The 23300-nt window shown below is 32.4% G+C and carries 19 protein-coding genes and 1 tRNA gene; 6 read left to right on the top strand and 14 right to left on the bottom strand.

Annotated elements, in window-relative coordinates; all coding sequences use genetic code 11:
• Positions 1–15 precede the first annotated feature (15 nt).
• Positions 16–1083: a proline racemase family protein gene (locus tag KZH69_RS17890; RefSeq protein ID WP_219318847.1), complete on the bottom strand. Its 1068-nt coding sequence runs from the start codon at positions 1081–1083 to the stop codon at positions 16–18.
• A gap of 5 nt (positions 1084–1088) precedes the next feature.
• Positions 1089–2051, bottom strand: coding sequence for a bifunctional Delta(1)-pyrroline-2-carboxylate/Delta(1)-piperideine-2-carboxylate reductase (lhpI, locus tag KZH69_RS17885; protein ID WP_219318846.1), 963 nt, complete (start codon positions 2049–2051; stop codon positions 1089–1091).
• 155 nt (positions 2052–2206) lie between these two features.
• Here lhpI and KZH69_RS17880 point away from each other — a divergent pair, with 155 nt between their 5' ends.
• Complete coding sequence (locus KZH69_RS17880; RefSeq protein ID WP_219318845.1) at positions 2207–3493, top strand: S28 family serine protease; 1287 nt, start codon at positions 2207–2209, stop codon at positions 3491–3493.
• A gap of 25 nt (positions 3494–3518) precedes the next feature.
• On the opposite strand, the gene KZH69_RS17875 is transcribed toward KZH69_RS17880, so the two are convergent.
• From KZH69_RS17875 to KZH69_RS17865, 3 genes are all read right to left on the bottom strand, one after another.
• A complete protein-coding gene (locus KZH69_RS17875; RefSeq protein ID WP_219318844.1) occupies positions 3519–4619 on the bottom strand; it encodes a DUF4407 domain-containing protein in 1101 nt (366 codons plus the stop codon).
• 195 nt (positions 4620–4814) lie between these two features.
• Positions 4815–6416: a phosphoenolpyruvate carboxykinase (ATP) gene (gene pckA, locus KZH69_RS17870; protein WP_219318843.1), complete on the bottom strand. Its 1602-nt coding sequence runs from the start codon at positions 6414–6416 to the stop codon at positions 4815–4817.
• A 72-nt stretch (positions 6417–6488) separates the two neighbouring features.
• The gene (locus KZH69_RS17865; RefSeq protein ID WP_219318842.1) at positions 6489–6884 is read right to left on the bottom strand and encodes a DUF423 domain-containing protein; all 396 of its coding nucleotides are present in this window, start codon (positions 6882–6884) and stop codon (positions 6489–6491) included.
• A gap of 320 nt (positions 6885–7204) precedes the next feature.
• Here KZH69_RS17865 and KZH69_RS17860 point away from each other — a divergent pair, with 320 nt between their 5' ends.
• Positions 7205–8575 carry a saccharopine dehydrogenase family protein gene (locus KZH69_RS17860; RefSeq protein WP_219318841.1) on the top strand — a complete coding sequence of 457 codons (1371 nt, stop codon included), beginning with the start codon at positions 7205–7207 and terminating at the stop codon, positions 8573–8575.
• Between the two features lie 80 nt (positions 8576–8655).
• On the opposite strand, the gene KZH69_RS17855 is transcribed toward KZH69_RS17860, so the two are convergent.
• From KZH69_RS17855 to KZH69_RS17840, 4 genes are all read right to left on the bottom strand, one after another.
• Entirely contained in the window at positions 8656–9435 is a 780-nt protein-coding gene (locus KZH69_RS17855) for a M56 family metallopeptidase (protein WP_369410682.1), read from the bottom strand.
• Positions 9436–9857: 422 nt separating this feature from the next.
• Positions 9858–10229, bottom strand: a complete 372-nt coding sequence (locus tag KZH69_RS17850) for a BlaI/MecI/CopY family transcriptional regulator (protein ID WP_219318840.1) — start codon at positions 10227–10229, stop codon at positions 9858–9860.
• Positions 10230–10232: 3 nt separating this feature from the next.
• Positions 10233–10664 (bottom strand): toxin-antitoxin system YwqK family antitoxin, encoded by a 432-nt coding sequence (locus KZH69_RS17845; protein WP_219318839.1) that lies wholly within the window; start codon positions 10662–10664, stop codon positions 10233–10235.
• A gap of 317 nt (positions 10665–10981) precedes the next feature.
• Positions 10982–12370, bottom strand: coding sequence for a dipeptidase (locus tag KZH69_RS17840; protein ID WP_219318838.1), 1389 nt, complete (start codon positions 12368–12370; stop codon positions 10982–10984).
• A gap of 107 nt (positions 12371–12477) precedes the next feature.
• On the opposite strand from KZH69_RS17840, the gene KZH69_RS17835 reads away from it, so the two are divergent.
• From KZH69_RS17835 to KZH69_RS17820, 4 genes are all read left to right on the top strand, one after another.
• A tRNA-Leu gene (locus tag KZH69_RS17835) sits at positions 12478–12559 on the top strand.
• 759 nt (positions 12560–13318) lie between these two features.
• Positions 13319–13600, top strand: a complete 282-nt coding sequence (locus KZH69_RS17830; RefSeq protein WP_255558398.1) for a helix-turn-helix domain-containing protein — start codon at positions 13319–13321, stop codon at positions 13598–13600.
• 522 nt (positions 13601–14122) lie between these two features.
• On the top strand, positions 14123–14368 hold the full coding sequence (locus tag KZH69_RS17825) for a hypothetical protein (protein ID WP_219318836.1): 246 nt from the start codon (positions 14123–14125) through the stop codon (positions 14366–14368).
• 10 nt (positions 14369–14378) lie between these two features.
• Positions 14379–16985, top strand: coding sequence for a hypothetical protein (locus KZH69_RS17820; RefSeq protein WP_219318835.1), 2607 nt, complete (start codon positions 14379–14381; stop codon positions 16983–16985).
• A gap of 395 nt (positions 16986–17380) precedes the next feature.
• On the opposite strand, the gene KZH69_RS17815 is transcribed toward KZH69_RS17820, so the two are convergent.
• The 5 genes from KZH69_RS17815 to KZH69_RS20725 all read right to left on the bottom strand — a co-directional run bounded on the left by KZH69_RS17815 (position 17381) and on the right by KZH69_RS20725 (position 23149).
• Positions 17381–18091 carry a hypothetical protein gene (locus KZH69_RS17815; RefSeq protein ID WP_219318834.1) on the bottom strand — a complete coding sequence of 237 codons (711 nt, stop codon included), beginning with the start codon at positions 18089–18091 and terminating at the stop codon, positions 17381–17383.
• A 64-nt stretch (positions 18092–18155) separates the two neighbouring features.
• The gene (locus tag KZH69_RS17810; protein ID WP_219318833.1) at positions 18156–20264 is read right to left on the bottom strand and encodes a tellurite resistance TerB family protein; all 2109 of its coding nucleotides are present in this window, start codon (positions 20262–20264) and stop codon (positions 18156–18158) included.
• A gap of 819 nt (positions 20265–21083) precedes the next feature.
• Positions 21084–21614, bottom strand: coding sequence for a YqiA/YcfP family alpha/beta fold hydrolase (locus KZH69_RS17805; protein ID WP_219318832.1), 531 nt, complete (start codon positions 21612–21614; stop codon positions 21084–21086).
• A gap of 11 nt (positions 21615–21625) precedes the next feature.
• Positions 21626–22852: a hypothetical protein gene (locus tag KZH69_RS17800; RefSeq protein WP_219318831.1), complete on the bottom strand. Its 1227-nt coding sequence runs from the start codon at positions 22850–22852 to the stop codon at positions 21626–21628.
• A gap of 186 nt (positions 22853–23038) precedes the next feature.
• Positions 23039–23149, bottom strand: a complete 111-nt coding sequence (locus tag KZH69_RS20725; protein ID WP_369410681.1) for a WCX domain-containing protein — start codon at positions 23147–23149, stop codon at positions 23039–23041.
• Positions 23150–23300 lie beyond the last annotated feature (151 nt).

Raw genomic sequence — 23300 nt, 5'->3', positions numbered from 1 at the left:
ATGGCGATTTCATATTTATCTAAGTATAAAACCGTTTTTCATAGGGTCATTTGGGTCAATAATAAAAGTGTTTGCACCTGTAATATGGGCTGTTCCTTCCACTTGAGGAATCACGGCTTTAAAAGTTCCGAAGTCTTTTTCAGAAAACAAAGAAGCATTAAAAACACTTCCCGTAATACTTTCAATTGCCAGTTTGCTGTTGTAATCTATTGTATTTCTTGATTTTTCTATAGCAATTCTTCCCGAAACACCGGAGCCTGTTGGGGATCGATCGACTTCTCCTTCGGCAAAAACACACACATTTCTGCTATGATTTTCTTTTTGCTGGGCATCATCAATAAAAATGGTTCCATATAGAAAGCTCAAATCATCTTCAAAAGGATGCAGTATTTCTTTGTCTTGTTGCATTACAGCATGCTTGATCTCCATACCGTTTTGGATGATAGTACGATAATCAGAATCGGTTAAGGCGAATTTTAAAGTGTTGTTTTTTCTTAAATCTACATACGCATAGAAGGCACCACCATAAGCCAAATCGTAAATAATTTTCCCTATTCCTGGTACTTCGACTTCACGATCCAGTCCTACGACAAAACTTGGCACACAATGAAAACGAACTCCCGTTACTTCTCCAGATTGAACATTTACATAAGAAGTTATTCGGCCACAAGGAGCGTCTATCTCCAGTTTGTTTTCTCGTTCTTTTACCGTAATCCAATTCATATTGACAGCCAAAGTACTGATCGCAATAATGGCATGGCCACACATAGTGCTGTAGCCTTCGTTATGCATAAATAGGATGCCAAAATCGGCAGTTTCATCATTTGGCGGAAACAAAACACAACCATACATATCGGCATGGCCACGAGGTTCAAACATAAGTGCGGTGCGGAGGTAATCGTAATTTTCTTTAATGTCTCGACGATATTCTAATATAGAAGTTCCCTTCAATTCAGGAAACCCGGAAACAATCACACGCAAGGGTTCTCCGCCCGTATGCATGTCAATGGTTTTAATTTGCACCCAATTCTGAGGTACTGTATAATCTGTTTTTGAAAGTATGTTTTTATAAGTGGAAGACATAGTTTTTATTTTTTGGATATAAATTCAGAATAAAAATAAGAGGCAGCAACCAAGTCTTCTAGAGCATGCCCAACTGATTTAAAGTAGGTGATTTCTTTTTCGGATGTTCTCCCTTTTTTGGAGCCAGTACACAACTCGAATAGATCGGCTTTAATATCTTCTATGTTTAAAGTGCCATTATTTAAAGGGATTACAATATCACCGCTTTCTTTTATTCCTCCTTGGTAAGTGTCTAAGAATACTGATGATTTTAAAACAGCTTCATCATCCGCTTCCCTCATATCCTTTTTGTAGGCACCCACTAAATCGAGATGTTGCCCCTCTTTCAGCCATTTTCCAAAGACTATAGGAGTAGGTGATAAAGTGGCACACGAGATAATATCGACTTCGGAGATTTTATCTTCAATGTTTGTAATAGCTATGCAAGAATAAGAAGCATTCGATAATTCATCACATACCGCTTGTGCTTTTTCCAATGATCTACCCCAAACATATACTTTGGTGATAGGCCGTACAGTGGCATGTGCTTGGATTAAATTTTTAGCCAAAGCTCCTGTTCCAATCATTAATAATGAAGAGGCATTTTCTCTGGAGAGATAGCTGCTGGCCAATGCTGAGGTTGAAGCAGTACGTTTTGTGGTTAGTGATTTTCCATCCAAAATAGCTTTAACATTACCCTTATGGGCATCCAAATAAATATAGGTTCCTTGTATGGCAGGAAGATTATAGTTGCCGTTATTGGGACTTGCTGTTACTATTTTTACCCCCGCATCTACCCCAGGATTAAAGGCAGGCATCAGTAGCAAAGTAGAGTCTTTGTCTTCTGGAGGATTTGGATAGTCGTGGTGATGGCGCATTGGTACTTCTATAGATGGGTTTGCAAAACCATCTTTTAACCGATCAATAAGAAGTTTAAAATTGCAATTGTTCTCTATAAACGAATCAGAAATGAGTTGAATAGTATTCATTATAAGGTTGGATTTTTAATAAAATTAAACTTTTTATTTTTTTTAAATACTTTTCAATCCGCATCAGATAAAATATTACAATTTGAGGTTAATATAGTATCGTTTTGAGGTGTGATGAGATTGTATTTTTAAAAAATAATTCTAACCAATATGCAATGAAAATTAAAAATATTCTACTGATACTATCATTCCTTTTTTGTTCTTATTTGAGTTTTGCCCAAACAGGAACAATTGCTCAAACGGATTTAAAGAAAAAATTAATTGAGCTGTTTCCTGATGCTGAGATTTCTGAAATTAAGAATTTAGAAGGTTATACTGAATCGTATCAGTTAATTTTGAATGAACCATTGGATCACAAACATCCTGAAAAGGGAACTTTTAAGCATTATATTTATCTTTCTCATTGTGATTTTAATAATCCAATGGTAATTGAAACGCACGGATATAATACCGGCAACATAAAAAGCGAAGTGAGTAAATTGCTAAACGCAAATCAAGTGGCTGTAGAATATCGATTTTATGGTAAGTCAAGGCCAAATCCAGTTCAATGGCAGTATTTAACCAATGATCAGGCGATCGAGGACTACCATAACATCACAACAAAATTGAAAGAATTATACAAAGGGAAATGGATTTCGACGGGAATAAGTAAAGGAGGAGAAACCACATTAATTTATAAATCGAAATATCCCAATGATGTAGATGTGGCAATGCCTTATGTTGCGCCATTGATCAATACCCAGGAAGATCCAAGGACTTTGGAGCATGTTAAAATTGTGGGTACGCCCGAATGCAGAGCAAAAATCATTCGTTTTCAGAGAGCTTTATTGCAAAATAGAGAAGCTCTTTTGAAGGAAATTAAAGAGTATGCCGAGAATGAAAAAATGACTTTTACCGAAGTTTCTGTTGAAGAAGCTTTGGAATATGGAACCTTAGAATTCCCTTTTTCTTTTTGGCAATGGGGCGGAAAATGTGAAGATATTCCTGTTGAGGGAGCTGCGCCAAAAGAATTGTTTGATTATTTGAATAAGATAGTAGGGATTAGCACTTACAATGATCAAAAGTATTTTGATTTATTACCCTCCTATTATCAGCATCTAAGTGAATTGGGATATTATGGTTTTGATTTCGAACCCGTAAGAAATTTGTTGAAAACAGTAAAAAGTACTTCTAATTCACGATTTGCACCCAAAGAGGTTACGATAACGTATAATCCAAAATACATTAAAAAGGTGCGTAAATATGTTGAGGCAAAGGGTAATAAAATACTTTATATCTATGGAGGATTTGACACTTGGGGGTCTTGTGCGCCAACCATAAATCCTAGTTTGGATGCTTTGAAGATGGTGCTTCCAGGAGGCAGTCATGCAACGAGAGTTAAAAATTTTCCAAAAGAAGACCAAGAAAAGATTATTGCTACTTTGAATGGTTGGTTGAAATAAAAAAGAGGCATAATTGCCTCTTCTCCTATAATGTTTTCATTTGCTTTTCTAAAAAGTTATTGGATTGTTGTTCCAATAATTCGGTAGCATTTTTTCTTTGTAAATCATATAATTTTTTGTCCTCGGCAATATCAGCATAGACTTTATCGTGCATTGCAGCACTGGTTTTTATCAATAATTCTCGTTGGTATTTGTCTTGCTCGATAGTAGCTTTAAGCGCTGTTTCCAAGTCTTCCAATTTGAAATCATATTCACCTCTAGGCGAAAGTAATTTGGCAATAATTGGAGAAGTTTCAATCGCTAAAAATAAAAGCATTATAAAAAACGAGGGAATCCAAGGCAGTTTATTCAAGGCGTTGATTCGTGCCATCAAACCATCAAATCCATCAATGATAGGCTGGGTTTCGGTCACTTTTTTGTCCAAATCGGTTTGCAATGTTTTGCTTCCTTTTTCAAGAAGTGCTATTTTGGCTAAATTGTTTTTTTGAATGGTGTCCAATTCTTTTTTGGCCAAGTCATGTTTGGCAATTTTTTCTTTAAATACGGGCCCTTTTCCCATTAATTTTGTTCCGGCAGTTCCTTCGGCTTCTTGGATATACGTTTGATAAAGTGTGTTTACTTCTTTTTCCTTGTTGGCGATTTCAGTTTTAAGATTCTTGATCTCGTTTTTGTTTTTGTCCAAATCCGATTTGAAATAATTAGCGACTTCCTTTTTGTTGTTCAAGGCCATCGCATTTTTTTCTTTCAGTAAAACGGTATTGATTTCCTTTTCGAAAATTTTAATCTCCAAAGGTTTTGATATTACGATAGCGATGATGAAAGCCAAAATAATTCGGGGAGTGGCCTGCAGCAATTCGTTGGCGAAGCTATCCCTTTTTCTGATGGTGGAAACAATAAAACGATCCAGATTAAAAATAAGAAGACTCCACACAAAGCCAAAAAGTAAAGCGGGAATGACGTTATCAAAAACAGTAAAAAGGGCATAAGCACTGGCGATGAAAGCCATGACAGCGGTAAAAAAAACGGTGGCACCAATACCGACAAATTTGGTTTGTTCACCATCGGAGCAACCATCAAGCAGCTGTTTGTCAGCTCCTGAGCAAAGGATAAAGAATTGTTTTAACATGATTGATTTGATTTTTGATTGATTGATTTTTTGTTCCGATAATTATCGGAAGACGGTACAAATTTAATACCAAATAAATTAATTATATCTTAAATTGTTGATTTGTTTTTGGTTAGACTTTTTTCAGCTATTTATAACCAAAAAAAAGAGCTGTTCGATTAAGAACAGCTCTTTTAGGTATTGAATTAAAATTAACTAAGCAATCGGAGCTCCTGCCATTATTTCAGCATTTGCAAATTCTTTAAATTTAGCAAAATTCTCTTCGAATTTATGAGCCAATTCGGCAGCTTTTTTGTCATATAATTCTTTGTCTTTCCAAGTGTTTCTTGGATTCAGAATTTCACTAGGTACTTCTGGGCAAGATTGTGGAATTGCAATTCCAAACACATCATGATTGATAAACTCAACAGCATCTAATTGTCCTTTCAAAGCAGCAGTAATCATGGCGCGAGTGAATTTTAATTTCATTCGGCTTCCAGTTCCATAAGGTCCACCTGTCCATCCTGTGTTGATTAACCAAACTTTTACATTGGCATCTTTCATCTTTTTACTCAACATTTCTGCGTATTTTGTTGGGTGTAATGGCATGAAAGGCGCTCCAAAACAAGCTGAAAAGTTAGGTTGCGGTTCTGTAACACCCGCTTCTGTACCGGCCACTTTTGCAGTATATCCAGATATAAAGTGATAAGCGGCTTGCCCAGCAGTTAGTTTGGATATAGGAGGCAAAATTCCATAGGCATCGGCAGTTAAGAAAAATATGTTTTTTGGGTTTTTACCAATAGAACCAGGCTGAATATTATCAATATGGTCAATTGGGTAGCTTACTCTTGTGTTTTGAGTGATAGAAACATCTTCAAAATCTACTTCATTAGTACCTGCTTTGAAAACCACATTTTCAAGAATAGCTCCTTTTTTAATAGCTCTGAAAATGTCTGGTTCGTTCTCTTCAGTTAGATTGATTACTTTCGCATAACATCCTCCCTCAAAATTGAAAACAGTATTTTCGTTAGTCCATCCGTGCTCATCATCACCGATTAGTTTTCGAGCTGGATCTGCAGATAAAGTTGTTTTTCCTGTTCCAGATAAACCAAAGAATATGGCAGTATCACCATCTTCTCCAACATTAGCACTACAGTGCATAGGTAATGTGTTTTTGAAAACAGGCAGAATAAAGTTCAATGCCGAGAAAATTCCTTTTTTCATTTCTCCTGTATATCCTGTGCCTCCAATTAACGCAATCTTTTTTGTAAAATCTAAGATTGCAAAATTCCCTTGGCGTGTCCCATCAATGGCTGGGTCTGCAATGAATCCAGGAGCGCAAATTACTGTCCACTCTGGAGTGAAATTTTCTAGTTCTTGATTAGTAAGTCTTAGAAACATATTGTGACAAAACAAATTTGCCCAAGCGGTTTCTGTTACTACACGAACATTTAATCTGTAGTTGGTATCGGCACAAACATAAGAATCTCTAACAAAAATCTCTTTGTTAGATAAGTAAGCAGTAACTTTTTTGTAAAGAGCATCAAAAGCTGTTGGTTCAAAAGGAATGTTTACTTTCCCCCACCATACTTTGTCCTCGGTAATACTATCTTTTACAATAAAACGATCCTGTGGAGAACGTCCTGTAAATTCACCTGTATTAATTGCTAGTGCTCCAGTAGAATTTTCAACTCCCTGTCCAGATTGAATGGTAATATCGTGTAACTCATTAGGGGTTAGTTGATACTGAATTTTGGCATTTTCAATTCCCAGTTCTTTTAACGAAATCGATTTCGTAAACAAAGCGTAGTTGTCCATAAAAAATAAATTTTTTTGAGTGTTGTTTATTTCACCGCAAAAGTATAATTTTTTTTAGAACCATATTAAATTTTATTTTTCTTTTTTTATTGGTTTTATTAAGTCAAAAAATAGGAGGAACCATGCAGAAATAAGAAATATCCCCCCAATTGGTGTAACGAATCCAAATATTTTCAAATCAATTGGCATCAAAGAATTGGTAGCCAACAGGTAAATGGAACCAGAAAAAAGTATAACTCCCAAAACAGTCAAATTATAGATCGTTTTTTTTAATTTTTGACGAATTATTGTTGTTGTTCCAATAAACAATAAAAACAAAGCATGGTACATTTGATACCGTACACCAGTTTCAAAAGTGGTAAGTTGTTCAATAGTGAGTACTTTTTTTAGGGCATGTGCCCCAAAAGCTCCTAAAATTATTGCTATCAGTCCTAAAATGGCCGAAGTTGTAATTATTTTTTTATCCATTATTTTTGTTTTATAAAAGGCAAAAGTATTTCTAATATTTTTAAACTAAAAGTGTTTTGTATGCAATGATAAAAGTAGTTTTTTAGTAACTCAAAACATAGGTATTTGAGCTTTTTTCTTCATTTTCAAAAATGATAAATGGATTTTAATTCTAAATGTTTTTAAAAATCATTTGTTATAAATACAACAATATTGTATGTTTGTGTTATATTTTTAAAAACAGTCAAAATTTAATCTGTTTTAAATAGGGATAAATATTCTGTTTAACAAGAAGAATATATTGGAATGTATAATGTTACGATTTTAAAATAAAATAACTCATGAGAACAATTCTTATTATTGGAGCAGGAAGATCTGCTTCTTCGTTGATACAATACCTTTTGAATAAATCGGTATCCGAAGAATTGCATCTTATTATAGGTGATTTGTCTTTGGATTTAGCTCAAAAAAAGACCAATAATCATCCAAATGCAACTCCTATTGCTTTAGATATATTTGATGAAAATCAAAGAAAAAATGCGATTCAAAAAGCTGACATTGTAATATCCATGTTGCCGGCTCACCTTCATATTGAAGTAGCAAGAGATTGTATCGTTTATAAAAAACATCTTGTGACGGCTTCCTATATAAGCGATGCGATGCAGGAATTGGATGAGGCTGCCAAAGCAAACAATCTAATTTTTATGAACGAAATTGGACTTGATCCAGGAATCGACCACATGAGTGCCATGAAAGTGATTGACGAGATTAGAGAGCAAGGAGGGAAAATGCTTTTGTTTGAGTCCTTTTGTGGAGGTCTTGTAGCGCCAGAATCTGACAATAATTTATGGAATTATAAATTTACTTGGGCACCAAGAAATGTGGTGCTTGCTGGTCAAGGCGGTGCAGCCAAATTCATTCAAGAAGGGGCTTATAAATATATTCCATATACGAGTTTGTTTCGAAGAACTGAGTTTTTGGAGGTGGAAGGATATGGCAAATTTGAAGCCTATTCTAACAGGGATTCACTGAAATACAGAAGTGTTTATGGTCTTGATGACGTACTTACCTTATATAGAGGAACGATTCGCAGAGTTGGTTTTTCTAAAGCTTGGAATATGTTTGTGCAATTGGGGATGACGGATGATAGTTATATTATGGAAAACTCGGAAAACATGAGTTACCGTCAATTTGTAAATTCCTTCCTTCCTTATCACCCAACAGATTCAGTTGAAATTAAAATGCGCTTGATTCTAAAAATTGATCAAGATGATATCATGTGGGATAAATTATTGGAATTGGATTTGTTCAATCGAAATAAGAAAGTAGGATTGAAAAATGCAACACCAGCACAAATTCTTGAAAAAATACTTACTGATAGTTGGACTTTAGAACCAGATGACAAGGATATGATTGTGATGTATCACAAATTTGGATATGTGCTTAATGGTGAAGAAAAGCAAATCGATTCTAAAATGGTTTGTATTGGAGAAGACCAAACCTATACAGCTATGGCCAAAACGGTAGGACTGCCAGTTGCTATGGCTACTTTGTTAATATTGAACGGTAAAATTACAACTTCAGGAGTACAGCTCCCGATTCGTAAAGAAGTTTATGAACCCATTTTGAAAGAGTTAGAAGAATATGGAGTTGTGTTTCATGAGCAGGCTATGCCTTATATAGGTTACAATCCGGATAAAGTTTTTAGTTAATTTTTTTTAATTTTAGATTTTTTTTTAAATTTTTTTTAGATAAATCCGCTTCGAACGAAGCGGATTTATTGTTTTAAGGACTATTTTGAAGGCTCTATTTGAATAGGTAAACTATATTTTACTCTTACGATTTCATTGTTTTCTTTTCCTGGAATCCATTTTGGAGATAATTTTAATACTCGAATGACTTCATCTGCAGTTCCAAAACCAAGATCTTTTAGGGTGACAAATTCGGATAGGCTTCCATCTTTTTCTACCATAAAAGATAAAACTACTTTGCCGCTTCCTTTTAGTTCGGTAGGAACTTTAAAATTTGTTCCAATAAATTTATAAAAAGCAAGTATACCTCCTGGAAATTCTGGCTGAGTAATTTCAGAATTAGTCTGGGAATCATTGAAAGCTTTATTTTGTAATGGCTCTTGTGCTTTTGTTTGTGAACTGAAAGTAAATAATAGCAGACTGTATACAACACCTACGCCTACTGTTTTCGATATAATTTTTATTTGAGATTCCGTTTTGGTCATCATAATTAATCTTTTTTTTGTTATTAAATAATTGATTGAACTTGCAAGGGCAACTTTTCTTTCATTGGATGCAAAGCTTAATAACATGTTTTGATATTGATAAACGGATTTAAATGCGGCATTAACAGTTTCATCAGCAAGAAATTCATGATTTAGTTTAATCGCACGTTTGTACAGTATTATTATCGGATTAAACCAAAACAGAATTTGTAATACCTCAATAAAGAGAATGTCGTAAGTATGCTTTTGTTTAATATGTGCAGTTTCATGGACTATTAGTTCTGGAGCGATATTATTATTGTTGAAATCCTGTTCATTTATAAAAATTGTTTTCAAAAAGGAATGAGGTAAAGTATGTTCCTGAATTAAAACTATATTACTGCCATTTATGCTTTGTCTTTTGTTGTTTTTAATTTTTTTGTGGAATGAGTATAAATTCAATAGAAACCTAATAACTAGGAGTAAGACAACAAACACATAAACAGATACAATGATGTAGGTAATTATTTGATTTTCTGAAATGCTTTTGAAATTTGTACTGGTTTTTTGAAGTATAATTTCATTCAGTTCAATGTAATTTATTGTATTTGAAATCTTTGCTTTCAATGAAAAAAGATGCATAGGTATCGTTAAACCAAAAATTAGACTGCCTAGTAAATAAATTCGATTGAATCGATGCATTTTCTCATTCTCTAAAAAGAGTTTATATACTACAATTAGAATAAAAAGGAGAAGGCTGGATTTTAAAATATAAAGTATCATTTTTTCTTTTTTTGAATTTCACCATCTATTATTTTTTTGAGTTCTTCCAATTCGGTTGCTGATAAATTAGTTTCCGTGGTAAAGAAAGAAGCAAATTGCGAAGCCGAATTGTTGAAGAAATTACTAATCAATCCGTTTACGTGTTTCGAGAAATAATCTGTTTTTTTGACCAAAGGATAATACTCCCTTGAGTTTCCAAATTCGTTGTAGGCAACAAATTTCTTGTCAATCATTCTCTTTAGCAAAGTGGCAACCGTTGTAGTGGCCGGTTTGGGCTCTGGGTATGCTTCGAGTAAATCTTTCATAAAGGCTTTCTCGAGTTGCCAAAGATGTTCCATTAATTGTTCTTCGGAGTTGGATAGTTGCATGTTTTATTTTTTTGGTTGTGTTTTTATTTCTGAAATTAATTCCCCGTTTTTATATTTATTGATGCAAATGAGTTTTCCTTTTTCGTCAAAATATTTCCAATCTCCATTGTAAAACCAGTGCGTTTTAGAGCTTGTGGTAACTATTTTTGTTTTTCCTTTAGATTGTACTTTTCCGTTTTGATGGTAACGGGTTCTGATACAATAATCAGATTTATATTTTTCTCTCATTATGATTTTGTCATCGAGATAATATCGCCACTTTTTTATGGGATCGCCTTTATGATATTTTCCGATTGATTTGTATCGTGAACTATCTTGGGCATATTCCTCTATCCATAGACCTTCTCTATCTTTATTTACTTTTTGATTTATAGGTGCTGTTTTGCATCCAATCAATGTTAAGGTAAGAAATAAAGTAATGATTAAGTGTCGCATAAATTGATTTTACTCTACAAAGATAGATGTTGTTCTACAAATGTAGAATAAAAATTAGCTCAACCAAATTTTTGAAGATTTTTTTACAGAATGCATCTGTCGTTTGTATTTTTTTATTTTGAATATCAATATCTTATGAAATCGAAAAGCCCTAGCCCTGATAGAAGTGAAAATCCTTATGAGTCTCGTTTTTTTAACGTGACTCATAAGATTGTAACGAATAGCAGGAAATAGCTCCTAATTAAACTAAAATCATTTAGGAAAAGGCAAAAAAAATCCGCTCACTGGGAACGGATTAAGTTAGTATTGAAGAAGTTTTATTTGCTTAACTCCACAAAATATTTGTAAAACAATGGAATGGTTTCAATTCCTTTCAGATAATTAAAAATACCGAAATGTTCGTTTGGAGAGTGTATGGCATCACTGTCAAGACCAAATCCCATCAATATTGTTTTACTTTTTAGCTCTTTTTCGAACAAGGCAACAATAGGAATACTTCCTCCTGAACGCACTGGAATTGCGGGAACACCAAAGGTTTCGGTATAAGCCATATTGGCCGCTTTGTAACCAATGCTGTCTATAGGAGTCACATAACCTTGACCGCCATGATGAGGAGTAACTTTTACGGTAACGCCTGCCGGGGCAATGTTGGTGAAATGTTTGGTGAACAAGTCGGTGATGACTTCCCAATCTTGGTTTGGTACCAATCGCATGGAGATTTTGGCAAATGCCTTACTCGCAATTACGGTTTTTGCACCTTCTCCAGTATAACCGCCCCAAATTCCGTTTACATCGAGAGTAGGTCGGATGGAGTTGCGCTCATTGGTTACATATCCTTTTTCTCCATATATGTCATTCAAGTTTAGTGCTTTCTTGTAATTGTCAAGATTAAAAGGAGCTTTGGCCATTTCGGCTCTTTCCTCTAGAGATAATTCTTCAACATTATCATAAAAACCGGGAATTGTAATATGATTGTTTTCGTCATGCAATGAAGCAATCATTTTGGACAAAACATTTATAGGATTGGCAACAGCACCTCCATACAGTCCAGAATGCAAATCACGATTTGGTCCCGTAACTTCCACTTCTACATAACTCAAACCTCGAAGGCCAGTTGTGATAGAAGGTTGTTGATTGGAAATCATTCCGGTGTCAGAAATCAAAATAACGTCATTTTTTAGTTTCTCGGTATTGTTTTCTACAAAGGTTTTAAGGTTGACGCTACCTACCTCTTCCTCACCTTCAATCATGAATTTTACGTTGCAAGGCAAAGTGTTGCTTTGAATCATATATTCAAAAGCTTTTATATGCATGTACATTTGGCCTTTATCGTCACAAGATCCTCTTGCAAAAATAGCACCTTCAGGGTGGATTTCAGTTTTCTTAATAACTGGCTCAAATGGGGGGGAAGTCCATAATTCTAATGGATCAGCAGGTTGAACATCATAGTGGCCGTAGACTAAAACGGTAGGCAATTTTGGGTCTATTGTTTTCTCTCCATATACAATTGGGTAGCCTGCAGTTTCGCAAATTTCTACAAAATCGCATCCAGCTTTCAGTAAACTAGCTTTAACAGCTTCGGCAGTGTCAAGAACATCTTGAGAAAAAGCAGTGTCTGCACTTACGGATGGAATTTTTAATAAATCAATTAACTCATTGATAAACCGATCTTTGTGTTTTGTAACATATAACTTTATATCTTCCATTGAATCAAAATTTTTTGAAAATCAAAAATACAAAAAAGAGAATGAATATTTTTTTAAAAAAACCTTTGAAAATTGGAAGATATGATTATCTTTGCACCCACAATTACGCGGATATGGTGAAATTGGTAGACATGCCAGACTTAGGATCTGGTGCCGCAAGGCGTGTAGGTTCGAGTCCTATTATCCGCACGAAACCCTTAACTTTTAACGAGTTAAGGGTTTTTTATTTTTAATCTAGTCAGTATTTAGTCAGTAATTGTAAAAAGCCAAAGTTTTTACTCTTTTATAAATTCTACAAAACTATTTTAAGAGAGTCTCTACATCAACCCTACTTAATCTCAGAAGTAGTGGAAAATTTGTTTTTTGTGGCACAAGGAAAATAAAAGATGACTTCTGGTAGGACGATCAGCAGAAAATACATAAGCCTTAAGTGAATATTATATGTTATATGTCTTTTCAAATATTTTTATGAATTTGATTTCATTGTAAAAAAAAAGATTTTCCTAGAACTCCGAAGTGCAATCCAAGAAAAGTGTTTGAAAAACCATAGTCTTGCGATTAAAAAAAAAATCGACAAAAAGCAATGAAATGTTTTTCAAACAATGGTGTTTTGGATTGTTTGAATGTTTTTTTGCACTAAAAGAAGAAAATGGCGCAATTATATTTTTTAATACAAGGAGAATGATCAGTAATAAATCTCTATTAATTAATTCAACAAAAACTATGATTCCCTTTATGAGGCTTTAGGGAGAATGGAAGCAGTGCGAGTAGCTAGTTGCTTTTAAAAAATGACAGAATAAAAAATTGATTACAAATGGTTTAGGTGTTTAATAGTTATATAGGGTGTTCGTGTCTAAAAAAATAATTTACCAAAACTACAATTCGATATCTACAACGACACGATTATATTAGGACATTTGCCCCATCATAATATAAAACCATATGATTATGGAAAAAAAAATTTTTATGGTTCAGTACAGTGCTGAACAATTACAGGAAGTGATTTCTGCTGGTGTAAAGCGTCAACTTGACGAATTCTCAAAGCATTTTCAACCCAAGCAACCAAATGAATACCTTACAAAGCGGCAAGTTGCCGATTTGTTTAATGTTGACATTTCAACAGTGCATTCATGGGCTAAATCTAACAAAATAAAGCCGTTGGGAATGGGGTCTCGTGTGTATTTTTTGCGTTCTCAAATTGAAGAAAGTTTAATCCCTTTAAATCAATAAGACTATGGAGAGTATAGACGCAAAGCTAAATGAAAAAAAATCTCCTGCCTTTTTAGAAGCTATAGTTGATTTATTTTTCAAATCGCCAGAACGGATATAAACAAATAATATATAGTTCATAAGAGGCCATCGTTCCGAAATGGCTTTTAGTCTGTTTTTGTCCGACAGTAGTTTTAAAACCCGATATTTTATATCGGGTTTTTTTATGGTTTTTTGAAAAGAACCGCTTGCTTAAAATTCATCAGTAAAAACATGTTCAGTTGTTTTTGTAAATAAAATCACAAAAAATCAAAAATGTAAAATTCTCGATAAAATAGTTAAAATTAACAAAAAACATGAGAATACATCAAAAACAGCGAAATTCAAAAATCGTAAAAATAATGAAATCTGACGTTTTTAAAAAACGAACTTTTCATAAGTACTACATTGTAAGTGTGTTACAAAATTACCGAATTCAAAAGTAGCATGATATATACTTTATGAATGCGAATGAACGCATTTCATATTATATATTAACATATTATGAAAAAAAGATTAAACATTAAAATGAAAAATGGATTAGAAACAGCTAATCCAATTGATCGAAAAGCAGACAAACAATTAAACATTTTTGGATTGGCTGAGCATTTGAACAAAACACCTCTGAGTTTGTATTTATTGGTAAAAACTAAACAAGTCCCTTATGTAAGAGTTGAGAAGCAACCCATTTTAAGTTTATCAATAGTTGAGACTTATTTTTTGAATTTCGAAAAAATCACTAACTGCTAATAGAAACATTATGTCGGACAAAAAAAAATCAACAGTCGGAAAAAAAAGAGAGCAGAGTGCTGAGCAAACTTCAAAGAATAAGAAAAAGTCAGCTATTGAAACTGCTGAAAATGAAGAACAGTTAACTGAAACATTTACGGAGAAGAAAGGACAGTTTGTTGAGGAACTTGCTGAAATTGTAGATCTTGATTTGGAAAACACTCGAATAATAGATGTATTAGATCATTTGAAGAATGAATTCACCAAAAGTGTTAAAGAAGTGTCAAAAAGTAAAAAAGTAAAATACACATATCAAGATGCGGTTTCAAATACAACACTACATAGTAAAAGAGATCTGTGTATTATTAAAGCCGACAACTATTTAAAAGCTAACCCACCTGAAAGGAACGCCTTCATTAAATATTTGATAGCATACAATGATTATGGAATAAAGTTAAAAGAAAAATATTTCCCGTTTGAATTAGTAGCTCTGCTGAAATATTATAAAAAAGCAGATGAAAAGAAAAAAGAAGGGGACTTATACAATCCTTTTAATATAAAAGCTTATCGCAATTATGTTATTTATATGGTTTTGAAATTGCAAGGACAATACACGGAAACTGATGATAATGATTTATTTAGTGTCTCCATTAAAGGCAATAGGGAATATAATCCCGCAACGAAAATACCATCTATCTTGCGTAGTTTTTTACCTATTGATATTAAAGAGTATGACATCAAACGGGCGTTTCCCACGTTCATTGATATGGAGTTGGGAACAGATTACAGACATACGATTTACGACATTTTGGATAAAAAAAAATTCCCTCAATTGCTAAATGCGAACTGGCCTGAGGGTAGTAATGATTATTATTATTATTATAAATGTATTGAAGAATTAGAAAAAGTTTATGGAGGTAGATCCTATGAGGTATTAACATGCGAACGCTTTTCTGAAAAAGGAAGGGCATTTAGAGATTTTACGAAATACGAAAAAGAATTTGTTGAACTATTTAATAAAGAGAACACTATAAATAATTTTGTACGGATTCATGACGGTATTACAGTGAATCAATCACAGCCGATAGAAAATACAACATTTGGTTTAGTTGAATTTGTAGAAAAAGAAATTCCCAAACCCCAAAAAAATCCTGATGCTCTCAAAACATTTTATTTTTTAGATGAGAAGGGAAAATTTAAAATATTACCCACGGGAATTCATGACTGTATAATTAGAGAAGGAATTAAGAGAATTTCAACACCTGACGACCACATTCTACTAATAAAAGACTCATGTAATGTTATAGATCCTTTCAACCACAAAACAGATTTATTGATTTTATTAGAAGAGGAAATTAATGAATTTGGAGAAGACTTTATAACAGTCAAAAATATTATTGCTCACGAAAACAAAAACACTATAATGAAAGCATTATATTTAATAAAACCGTATAAATTAATTTATTACCAAGACAGTCAATTCACATTTGGTTTACCTTTCAAAAATGGATTCTTTACTATGGGCAAAAACGGAAATGTTGAAAAACAAGAATATAATCCAAAAAAAGGTTTTTTTCGCAAACACGTGATTCAAACACGTGATTTTAATTGTACAGCTGAGATTGGCGATCTTGAGCAATTTATTAAAAAAATATCGGGTGAAAATGAAAAGTCTTTTATGACAATGATTGGTTATTCTGTTCACTCTTATAAAAATCCCACATGTTCACCATGTATAATATTAACAGATGAGGGAGCAGATGATGTTACCAGAGATGGAGGACGCGGAAAAACAGTAGTCCTAAACGCATTATCACAAGTAATAACAAGTATTAGGAAAGGCGGTTTCGAATTTGATCCAAACTACACTTTTGTTTTTGCAGATTTGGAAAAAGGAACACGATTATATTCGATTGATGATGTTCCTGCTGGCTTTAATTATGAAGCGTTATACACAAATATTTTAGGAGATATTAATTGTCAACGCAAAATGATGAAAGCCGAAGCAATAGAATTTAGTGAATCACCAAAGTTTATAATAACATCCAATTGGATCATTCCATACTCGTCCGCTAACACTTCAACGAACAGACGCTTTGTGGAATATAAATTTAAAAAATATTACAATAAAGAATTTACACCTCTTAATGATTTTGGTAGACGTTTTTTTGAAGATTGGGACGCTGATGAATTCAACCGTTTTTATTCATATATTTTCCGTTGTGTAGCGTTGTTTTTTTCTGAAGGTCTAATAGCGCCAAAATATGATAAAGAATTGGATACTTTTTTGGTAAAATTTCGTAATGATGCTTTTATTACAGAATTTGAACGCATTCTTAAACCTTTGTTAGAGACGAAGAAAAAGTTTACTGTAACAGATTTTTACCGTGAATACAATCACTTTGAGAATCCATTCAAAAATGAAAAATGGTTTCACCAAAATAATATACGTGATTTGATTGATATTTGGTTGAAGCACCATAACAATACCTCAAATTACAAATATTGGAGCTATTCCAAAAGTCATAAAGCATGGGTGTATAATGATGGAAATGCGAGTATTAAATCAATTATTAATGGTGGAAAGTGTGAAAATAGCAGTCACAAAATCGCTAATTTATCCACACTAATGAATTGATTATTGTTAGTGAAATAATGATGTCTTCTCATAAAAAAGAGGGGTGTACCGATTACGCATGTTATACAGCGTTCGGTACGCCCCTTAATCCTTATTATCATTGGGTTGTTACACCTATTACACCTTTTATTTCTTATATTAGAGAAGAAAAAATAATAATTATTATTATATATCATAAACACATATTTAATGTATTATTATTTTTACTCAGGGCTTGAAATATTTCCCCTTTTTGGTTGAAATAGGTGTAATAACCCAATGACAGCAAGGGTTAACGGTGTAAAGTCGGAGACAAAAAAATTACACTCGATTATATAAAAGACACCTATGAGTAAACATTTTTGCAGGTAAGAAATATCAGTCCTGATTTCGGGAATAAATTTTTATTTTCTGTTCTACTGAACTTCTTCAGGAAATACATTTACATTGTCAAAAGACTCCTTTATCCCATCAAAGCTTCTATGAATTTTTATAGGTCTTCTAGACCCTTCTTTATACTCACGCCACGTTTTAACTTCAAAAGAAATTTGCTTTTTGTATTTACGTATCATTTTTATTTCCTGCCCTTTCCATTTTTTCCCATTATTAATGCTGTATGCCTGGGGGAAAATATTAATCATCTCTTTTAGTCCGCCTGCTGATGCAGGACAGGCATGTCCTCCCTGATCTTTTAATTTTCTTGGTGTACATACATAGCCATCTTCATCATTAAATAATTTAGCCTTTGTCTGTTCATCAGCATCTCTATTATTTATTCTATTAAGATTCTCATTAATCTTATCGATCTGATAAATAATTCTCCCTACATTATCTGTATGGAATTCATGAATATTCCCACGATTATAAACAATGATTATTGCCTTGGTTGGTAATGATGGGTGTTTTGTTATTAAGTTTAATCCCTTATGGTCTGTTATTTCATTTTGACTAAGGTAAATTACTCTAGTGCTTTCATTATAACTACCACAATCAAAACCTCTACATATAATTTTTCCATCTTCAAATTTTACATCATTACTAAATTTTACAGTTTTTAACCTTTTTCTAGTGATACCTTTTTTTTCTAACAAAAAAGCACTTCGATCTTTTTTAATTTCTTCAATCATTGGTATATAATTTTTTATAATTTATATATACGGTCTTTAGCTTTTAAAAAGGTTCTTAAAACATCTAATTGAATTTTTCCAACTCCTGAACCCTCTCCTCAGAAATTCCCAATCGATTAGCCATTCTGTTTAAAATGCGCCTCTCTTTTTCGGTGATTTCCCCCTCATTTAATATTTCCTGAAATTCTTCGAAGTATTCCTTTTCATCTTCTGACAGGTTTCCAAAAGAGAGTAGATTCTTTTCTAACTCAGTGGCTTTTTCTTTTGAAATTCCTTTTCTTTCTCTGAATCTCTCTAGAATAGATCTTTCTTTATCGTCAATAATACCATCATCTTCGAGCATGAATTTTACTTCCTCAAGATATTCCTGTTCAAGATCTACAGGAATTCCATGCATGGATGTTGTAGAATTTACAATTTCTGTATTTTCTGATAAATTTTCAATAGACTCAAATTCAATATCAATTTCCCATTGAATAGCTTCACTTTTATTAAATGTAGTTTCAATAAGTTGAGATATTTTTTTATTTTTTTCTGTGTTTAGACTCCCCGTTGCATTAATCATTTGGTAACTAGCACCACCACCAATATAATTTGCAAATGCTTCTTTTAGGGTTATTTCTTCTTTTTCAGAAATAGAATAAGTACTTTTTGAACTTAAAATATCGTGATGACGCTTTATTTCACCAGTAGTTCTTTGTCTGTATAATCTTTGCCAAGAAGATTCATTTTCAAACCAAATCATATCCGCAGGTAAATGAGGTTTTTTTGTAGGATTAAAAACTTGGGTTCTAGAATAAGAAGTTTCATCTTCATTTATCAAATCCTGACTAGAATTGTCATTTATCTCTCCACTATTGGAGACCTTATTACTTCCATTTATACCTATACCATTAATGCCTAGTGAACCTTCAATTGATTTTTGATTGTCGTTATAAGATGACAAATTAATTAAGTTAGAACGACTATTTTTATTTCCCTTAGCTACTTTTATAGTCATTGTTTTGGCACCTAAGCATTGAATAAAATAAGAGAATTCTTCAAACTTATCTCTAAAGAGTGTTGTTTCATACTCCGAATAAGGCATATAAATGTCTTTTATGTAAGGATGAACGATGTATAATTCTTCTTTTTTTGGATTGTTGTTTGAAAATTTTAAACTTTTAGGTAAATTGTTTTTATCTAAAACTATAAATGTATCTTCAGGAGTACTATTTAAGTCGTTATCAATTAAAATTAATTTTCTTGTTTGATAAGGTAGTGTAAAAAAATTTTCATTAAAAAGTGTGCTTAAGTTTTCAATTATGTCCCTAAATTTTAATTTTTGCTGACTATCAATACTTAAAGTAGATGCTATTTTATAATTTACTATTGCTTGATAATTATTACCCAATTCAACTAAAGAATTCGCTTTTAATTCGTGCCATAAACAAAGGTTTTCAACGTTATATTTTATAACATAGTTAGTTATTTCTAAAGCTTTTATATGATCCGATTTATAATGATACGCTAAATATTCATAATATTTCAGATCAACAGGTATATTTATATTACCGTATTTTATTAAATGCTTATCATATATATTTAATATTTGATTACTAAAATCAGTCTTAGTAATTTCTAAAGTATTTATATCAGTAAAGGTTTTAATATAATCTAAATATCTATTTTCAAGATTACTAAGTTTTTCTAGGGTTTCATTTTTGCCCTTATAAAATTTAATTAGTTCACCTATTTGTTCCGCAAAATAAGGGGCATAATCAAAATTTCTTAAAACAGGAACGTAATTTTCAAAAACACCTACCCTTTCATCTTCATCATTGATAAAATAATAAATAAATTTATTGTTTAAGGTTGTTGCAATATCAGTAAAATAAGTACTTTCAATTTCTTTATTAAGGGTACTATATATAGATATAAAAGTAGTAGTTATAACTATAGAAGTTATTAATTCATTACCGTTTGTGCTTTCTTCAACTTTATTTGAAAAGTATAAAATTTTGGTGTTTTTTGATAATTTATGAATACTAACTGCTCTTCTATAAATATCTCCAGGAATTGGATCAATGTAAACTTCGGCAGAAATTAAATCCGGAAATTGTTTTGCTTCTTGTGGGGATATTTTATTATCTAAAAACGATACGCTTTTAAGGTTTTTTAAGATCGATTGCATATGATATATTATTATAAAGTTGGTGCATGTTTTCCTTTTCCTGTCCCTTCAGGGTGCCGATGACATGAATTTCCAGTTAGGCTAATGATAGTTGAAGCTGAAGTACCACAGTATTTACAACTGTACTGCGATTTTTCACTTCCTTCATAGAGTTTGTGTTTTCCTTTACTCGCACCTAGTGGATGGCGATGACAAGAATTTGCCGTTAATGATTGAATACTTGAAGCCTTAGTACCGCAGTACTCACAATAACAATTTGCCATTTTTTTATTTTTAATATTTCGTATTCCTGTTTTATTTGAACTTTAACAGATTTTTACATGTCTATTTACTGTTTGTATGGCACAAAGCGCATTATTCATAAATGCTTTTTGCTTTAAAAACCAACCGACAATTTCTATTTCTTAGCATATAACCTGAATTAAATAAATTTTAATCCGACAAATTGAACATTCTTTACAATAATATAAAATTTTATCTATAAAAACATGAAAGATTCTTTTTGACTTTAGGTTTTTTGTTCTTTTTTAAAAATTAGATATTTTGAATAAAAAAAAACACATTTTAAAGACACAGTCCTCACTTCCCTCCCCCAATACAATACGTATTGAGGGTGTATCCAATGCGTTAAAATTTGAATCCTATATTAAATAAAGGACTTGAATAGATATCTTCCTTCTTCACTTTTATCTTCAAATTTTTGTCATCTTACATAAACTTTTCTATTATTTTTGTTGTTACCATTAAGTAGATTTTCAACTACTTTAATTGTTCGCCATTCGAAACATCTAGCACCTTTTTTCAATGTCAGTTGAGTTACTACAAAAATGATTTTATATCCCTCAGATTCCTTTGATGCAGACTTTCAAAGAAGAGTTTCGATTGCTCTTCAAAAACAGTAATTGGAATTTGATGCCCCAAATCATGTTGCAAAATGATTGAATAATCGGATTTATCGTTAATATTTTGGAATAAAAAAGCTAAATTATCGACGGCTTTAATAACTGAGTCATTCCCACCAAAAACAAACCGCATAATTGAGGGATGATTCATTGCTAAATGTGATGGAATAATTTGCTCTATTCCACTTCTATAAGGCAATGCAGGATTATAAAGCATGCATGGCACTCCCAATAGATTTGCCAGATGATAACCCACAAAGCCTCCAAAACTGCTTCCTATGATCACATCAATTTTTTGATTTTTATAGGTATCATATAGAAATTCAATCATATTTGGATTTGACTTATAATCCAAATCAGGAGCAATTACTGGAGCATATATTTCGAGAATTGTTCTTTTTTCGTCGCTTAGTTTGCTTTCGAGTCCATGTAGGTAAAGTGTGCTCATAGTTTTCATTTTTAAATTAAAGAGTTTGAATACATATCTTCCATTCTAACTTTTATCTGCAAATATTTGTCATCTTCTAGCAATTTTTCCATTATTTTATTGTTGCCGTTAAGTAGTGTTTCATCTTCTCTAATTGTTTTCCATTCCTCATCCAATTTCCATATTTTCTTTATTGAATTGTTGTGATTTTGTTTATCAATTGGGGTTACTTTATCTGAATCGAAAAAGTGTTGACCATATCTATTAACAAAATCATATTGTTTTCTGTTGCGAATAGTGGCTATTGTTGTTGTACAGGGACTACCGCTACTTAACACTTTTTTGTAACGATTTAATATTGCTATCTCTTCCGTAGTGTATTTTTGTGTAACATCAATTGTTTTGTATTGTGCTAATGTGGTATTAAGACAATTAAACATATCGGTACAATAATTTAGATATTGTTCCTTTATTATAAATAACGCGCCACTCTTAACAAGTTTAATAAGAGATAAATTTCTTGAAATTTTAACGGTAACAAAGACTAATTTTGGATCGATGGTGGTAATGTTGTACCATTCACCTTTACCACTTTCATCCATTTTGTTGTAATCAACATTATCATTTTCAACCGACAACATCATCAAATCTCCATAAAAATCAGGGTTTAATTTTGCCGCCCTAACTAATGTTTTTAATGTGATTGGTGAAAATGTAAACTCCTCCGTTCTCATTGAACCTACCTCAACACCCCATTGATTGACGTTTAAATTCTTTTCAACTAAATTTAAAGAGTCTTTTTTACGCTTATTGTCCTCCTCCAACTTTTTAATTCTTTGCTGTTCCGCTAGTTGTATAACTAGTAGGTTGTTTTGTTCCGCTTTTTGGATAGAATCCTGCACAAATATTTTTCGCTTTCTTTGCTTACGAATTGTTGTTGTATATTCATCTTTTTGCTCTTGGTTAAGTTCATCCCAAGTTAAATAATTTATCTTCTTACCATTTTTTGAAATTGATGGATGGTACACAAAGGATTTAACCATTACTGTGTCCATAACTGTTGACTCAATTCCTTGACCTTGTTCAATTGTAATTGTTTTAGGTCTATTCTCTCTACGAGCAGTTGAATAGTCTGTTGATAATGTAGAATTATAAGCTGAGTTTCGCTCGTAATCGTATTTTTCAAAGAATTGCGTTTGTGCTTGTGTAGCCGTGATAAATAAGAGTAATACTGTGATTGTTGTAATTATTTTTTTCATTTTGAATTATTAATAGTTGTTTTAAGGTTATTGATGAGGCAAAAATATCTACCGTAACCGACGAAACATGTCGGTGAAATAATTATTTTCACACTTTTAATCGATATTTTTTGAATAAAAAAACCGACACTGGAATACGTATCGGTTTAATTGTAATGATGGCTAAAATTAAAATCTGTATTGGTATCATTTTGAAGTATAGATTTTTGTCATTTGGCTTATTCTACTTTTTACTTCTTCTCTCAATTCGGAAGGCTTTATCACTTTTACTTCTGAGCCATATTTGAGCAACTCCATGACAAAGTCGTTTGCAGGGTGTATTGGAAAAACCGGTCAAATTGACCACCACTTTCCAGTGTAAATTGACCACCAGTTCCGGAGCAAACTGACCACCACTTTCCAGTTCAAATTGACCACCTAATTTCGGGGTAAATTGATTATTAAAAAC

This window comes from Flavobacterium taihuense, assembly GCF_019351435.1.
GTDB classification, from domain to species: Bacteria; Bacteroidota; Bacteroidia; order Flavobacteriales; family Flavobacteriaceae; genus Flavobacterium; species Flavobacterium taihuense.
The sequence above is the reverse complement of the archived record's forward strand: the minus strand, read 5'-3'. Positions and strand labels throughout refer to the sequence as shown.

Excerpts from the sequence above, each read along its gene's own strand:
- KZH69_RS17890 (WP_219318847.1), bottom strand. The coding sequence starts at position 1,083 with ATGTCTTCCACTTATAAAAACATACTTTCAAAAACAGATTATACAGTA.
- lhpI (WP_219318846.1), bottom strand. The coding sequence starts at position 2,051 with ATGAATACTATTCAACTCATTTCTGATTCGTTTATAGAGAACAATTGC.
- KZH69_RS17880 (WP_219318845.1), top strand. The coding sequence starts at position 2,207 with ATGAAAATTAAAAATATTCTACTGATACTATCATTCCTTTTTTGTTCT.
- KZH69_RS17875 (WP_219318844.1), bottom strand. The coding sequence starts at position 4,619 with ATGTTAAAACAATTCTTTATCCTTTGCTCAGGAGCTGACAAACAGCTG.
- pckA (WP_219318843.1), bottom strand. The coding sequence starts at position 6,416 with ATGGACAACTACGCTTTGTTTACGAAATCGATTTCGTTAAAAGAACTG.
- KZH69_RS17865 (WP_219318842.1), bottom strand. The coding sequence starts at position 6,884 with ATGGATAAAAAAATAATTACAACTTCGGCCATTTTAGGACTGATAGCA.
- KZH69_RS17860 (WP_219318841.1), top strand. The coding sequence starts at position 7,205 with ATGAGAACAATTCTTATTATTGGAGCAGGAAGATCTGCTTCTTCGTTG.
- KZH69_RS17850 (WP_219318840.1), bottom strand. The coding sequence starts at position 10,229 with ATGCAACTATCCAACTCCGAAGAACAATTAATGGAACATCTTTGGCAA.
- KZH69_RS17845 (WP_219318839.1), bottom strand. The coding sequence starts at position 10,664 with ATGCGACACTTAATCATTACTTTATTTCTTACCTTAACATTGATTGGA.
- KZH69_RS17840 (WP_219318838.1), bottom strand. The coding sequence starts at position 12,370 with ATGGAAGATATAAAGTTATATGTTACAAAACACAAAGATCGGTTTATC.
- KZH69_RS17830 (WP_255558398.1), top strand. The coding sequence starts at position 13,319 with ATGGAAAAAAAAATTTTTATGGTTCAGTACAGTGCTGAACAATTACAG.
- KZH69_RS17825 (WP_219318836.1), top strand. The coding sequence starts at position 14,123 with ATGAAAAAAAGATTAAACATTAAAATGAAAAATGGATTAGAAACAGCT.
- KZH69_RS17820 (WP_219318835.1), top strand. The coding sequence starts at position 14,379 with ATGTCGGACAAAAAAAAATCAACAGTCGGAAAAAAAAGAGAGCAGAGT.
- KZH69_RS17815 (WP_219318834.1), bottom strand. The coding sequence starts at position 18,091 with ATGATTGAAGAAATTAAAAAAGATCGAAGTGCTTTTTTGTTAGAAAAA.
- KZH69_RS17810 (WP_219318833.1), bottom strand. The coding sequence starts at position 20,264 with ATGCAATCGATCTTAAAAAACCTTAAAAGCGTATCGTTTTTAGATAAT.
- KZH69_RS17805 (WP_219318832.1), bottom strand. The coding sequence starts at position 21,614 with ATGAGCACACTTTACCTACATGGACTCGAAAGCAAACTAAGCGACGAA.
- KZH69_RS17800 (WP_219318831.1), bottom strand. The coding sequence starts at position 22,852 with ATGAAAAAAATAATTACAACAATCACAGTATTACTCTTATTTATCACG.
- KZH69_RS20725 (WP_369410681.1), bottom strand. The coding sequence starts at position 23,149 with ATGGAGTTGCTCAAATATGGCTCAGAAGTAAAAGTGATAAAGCCTTCC.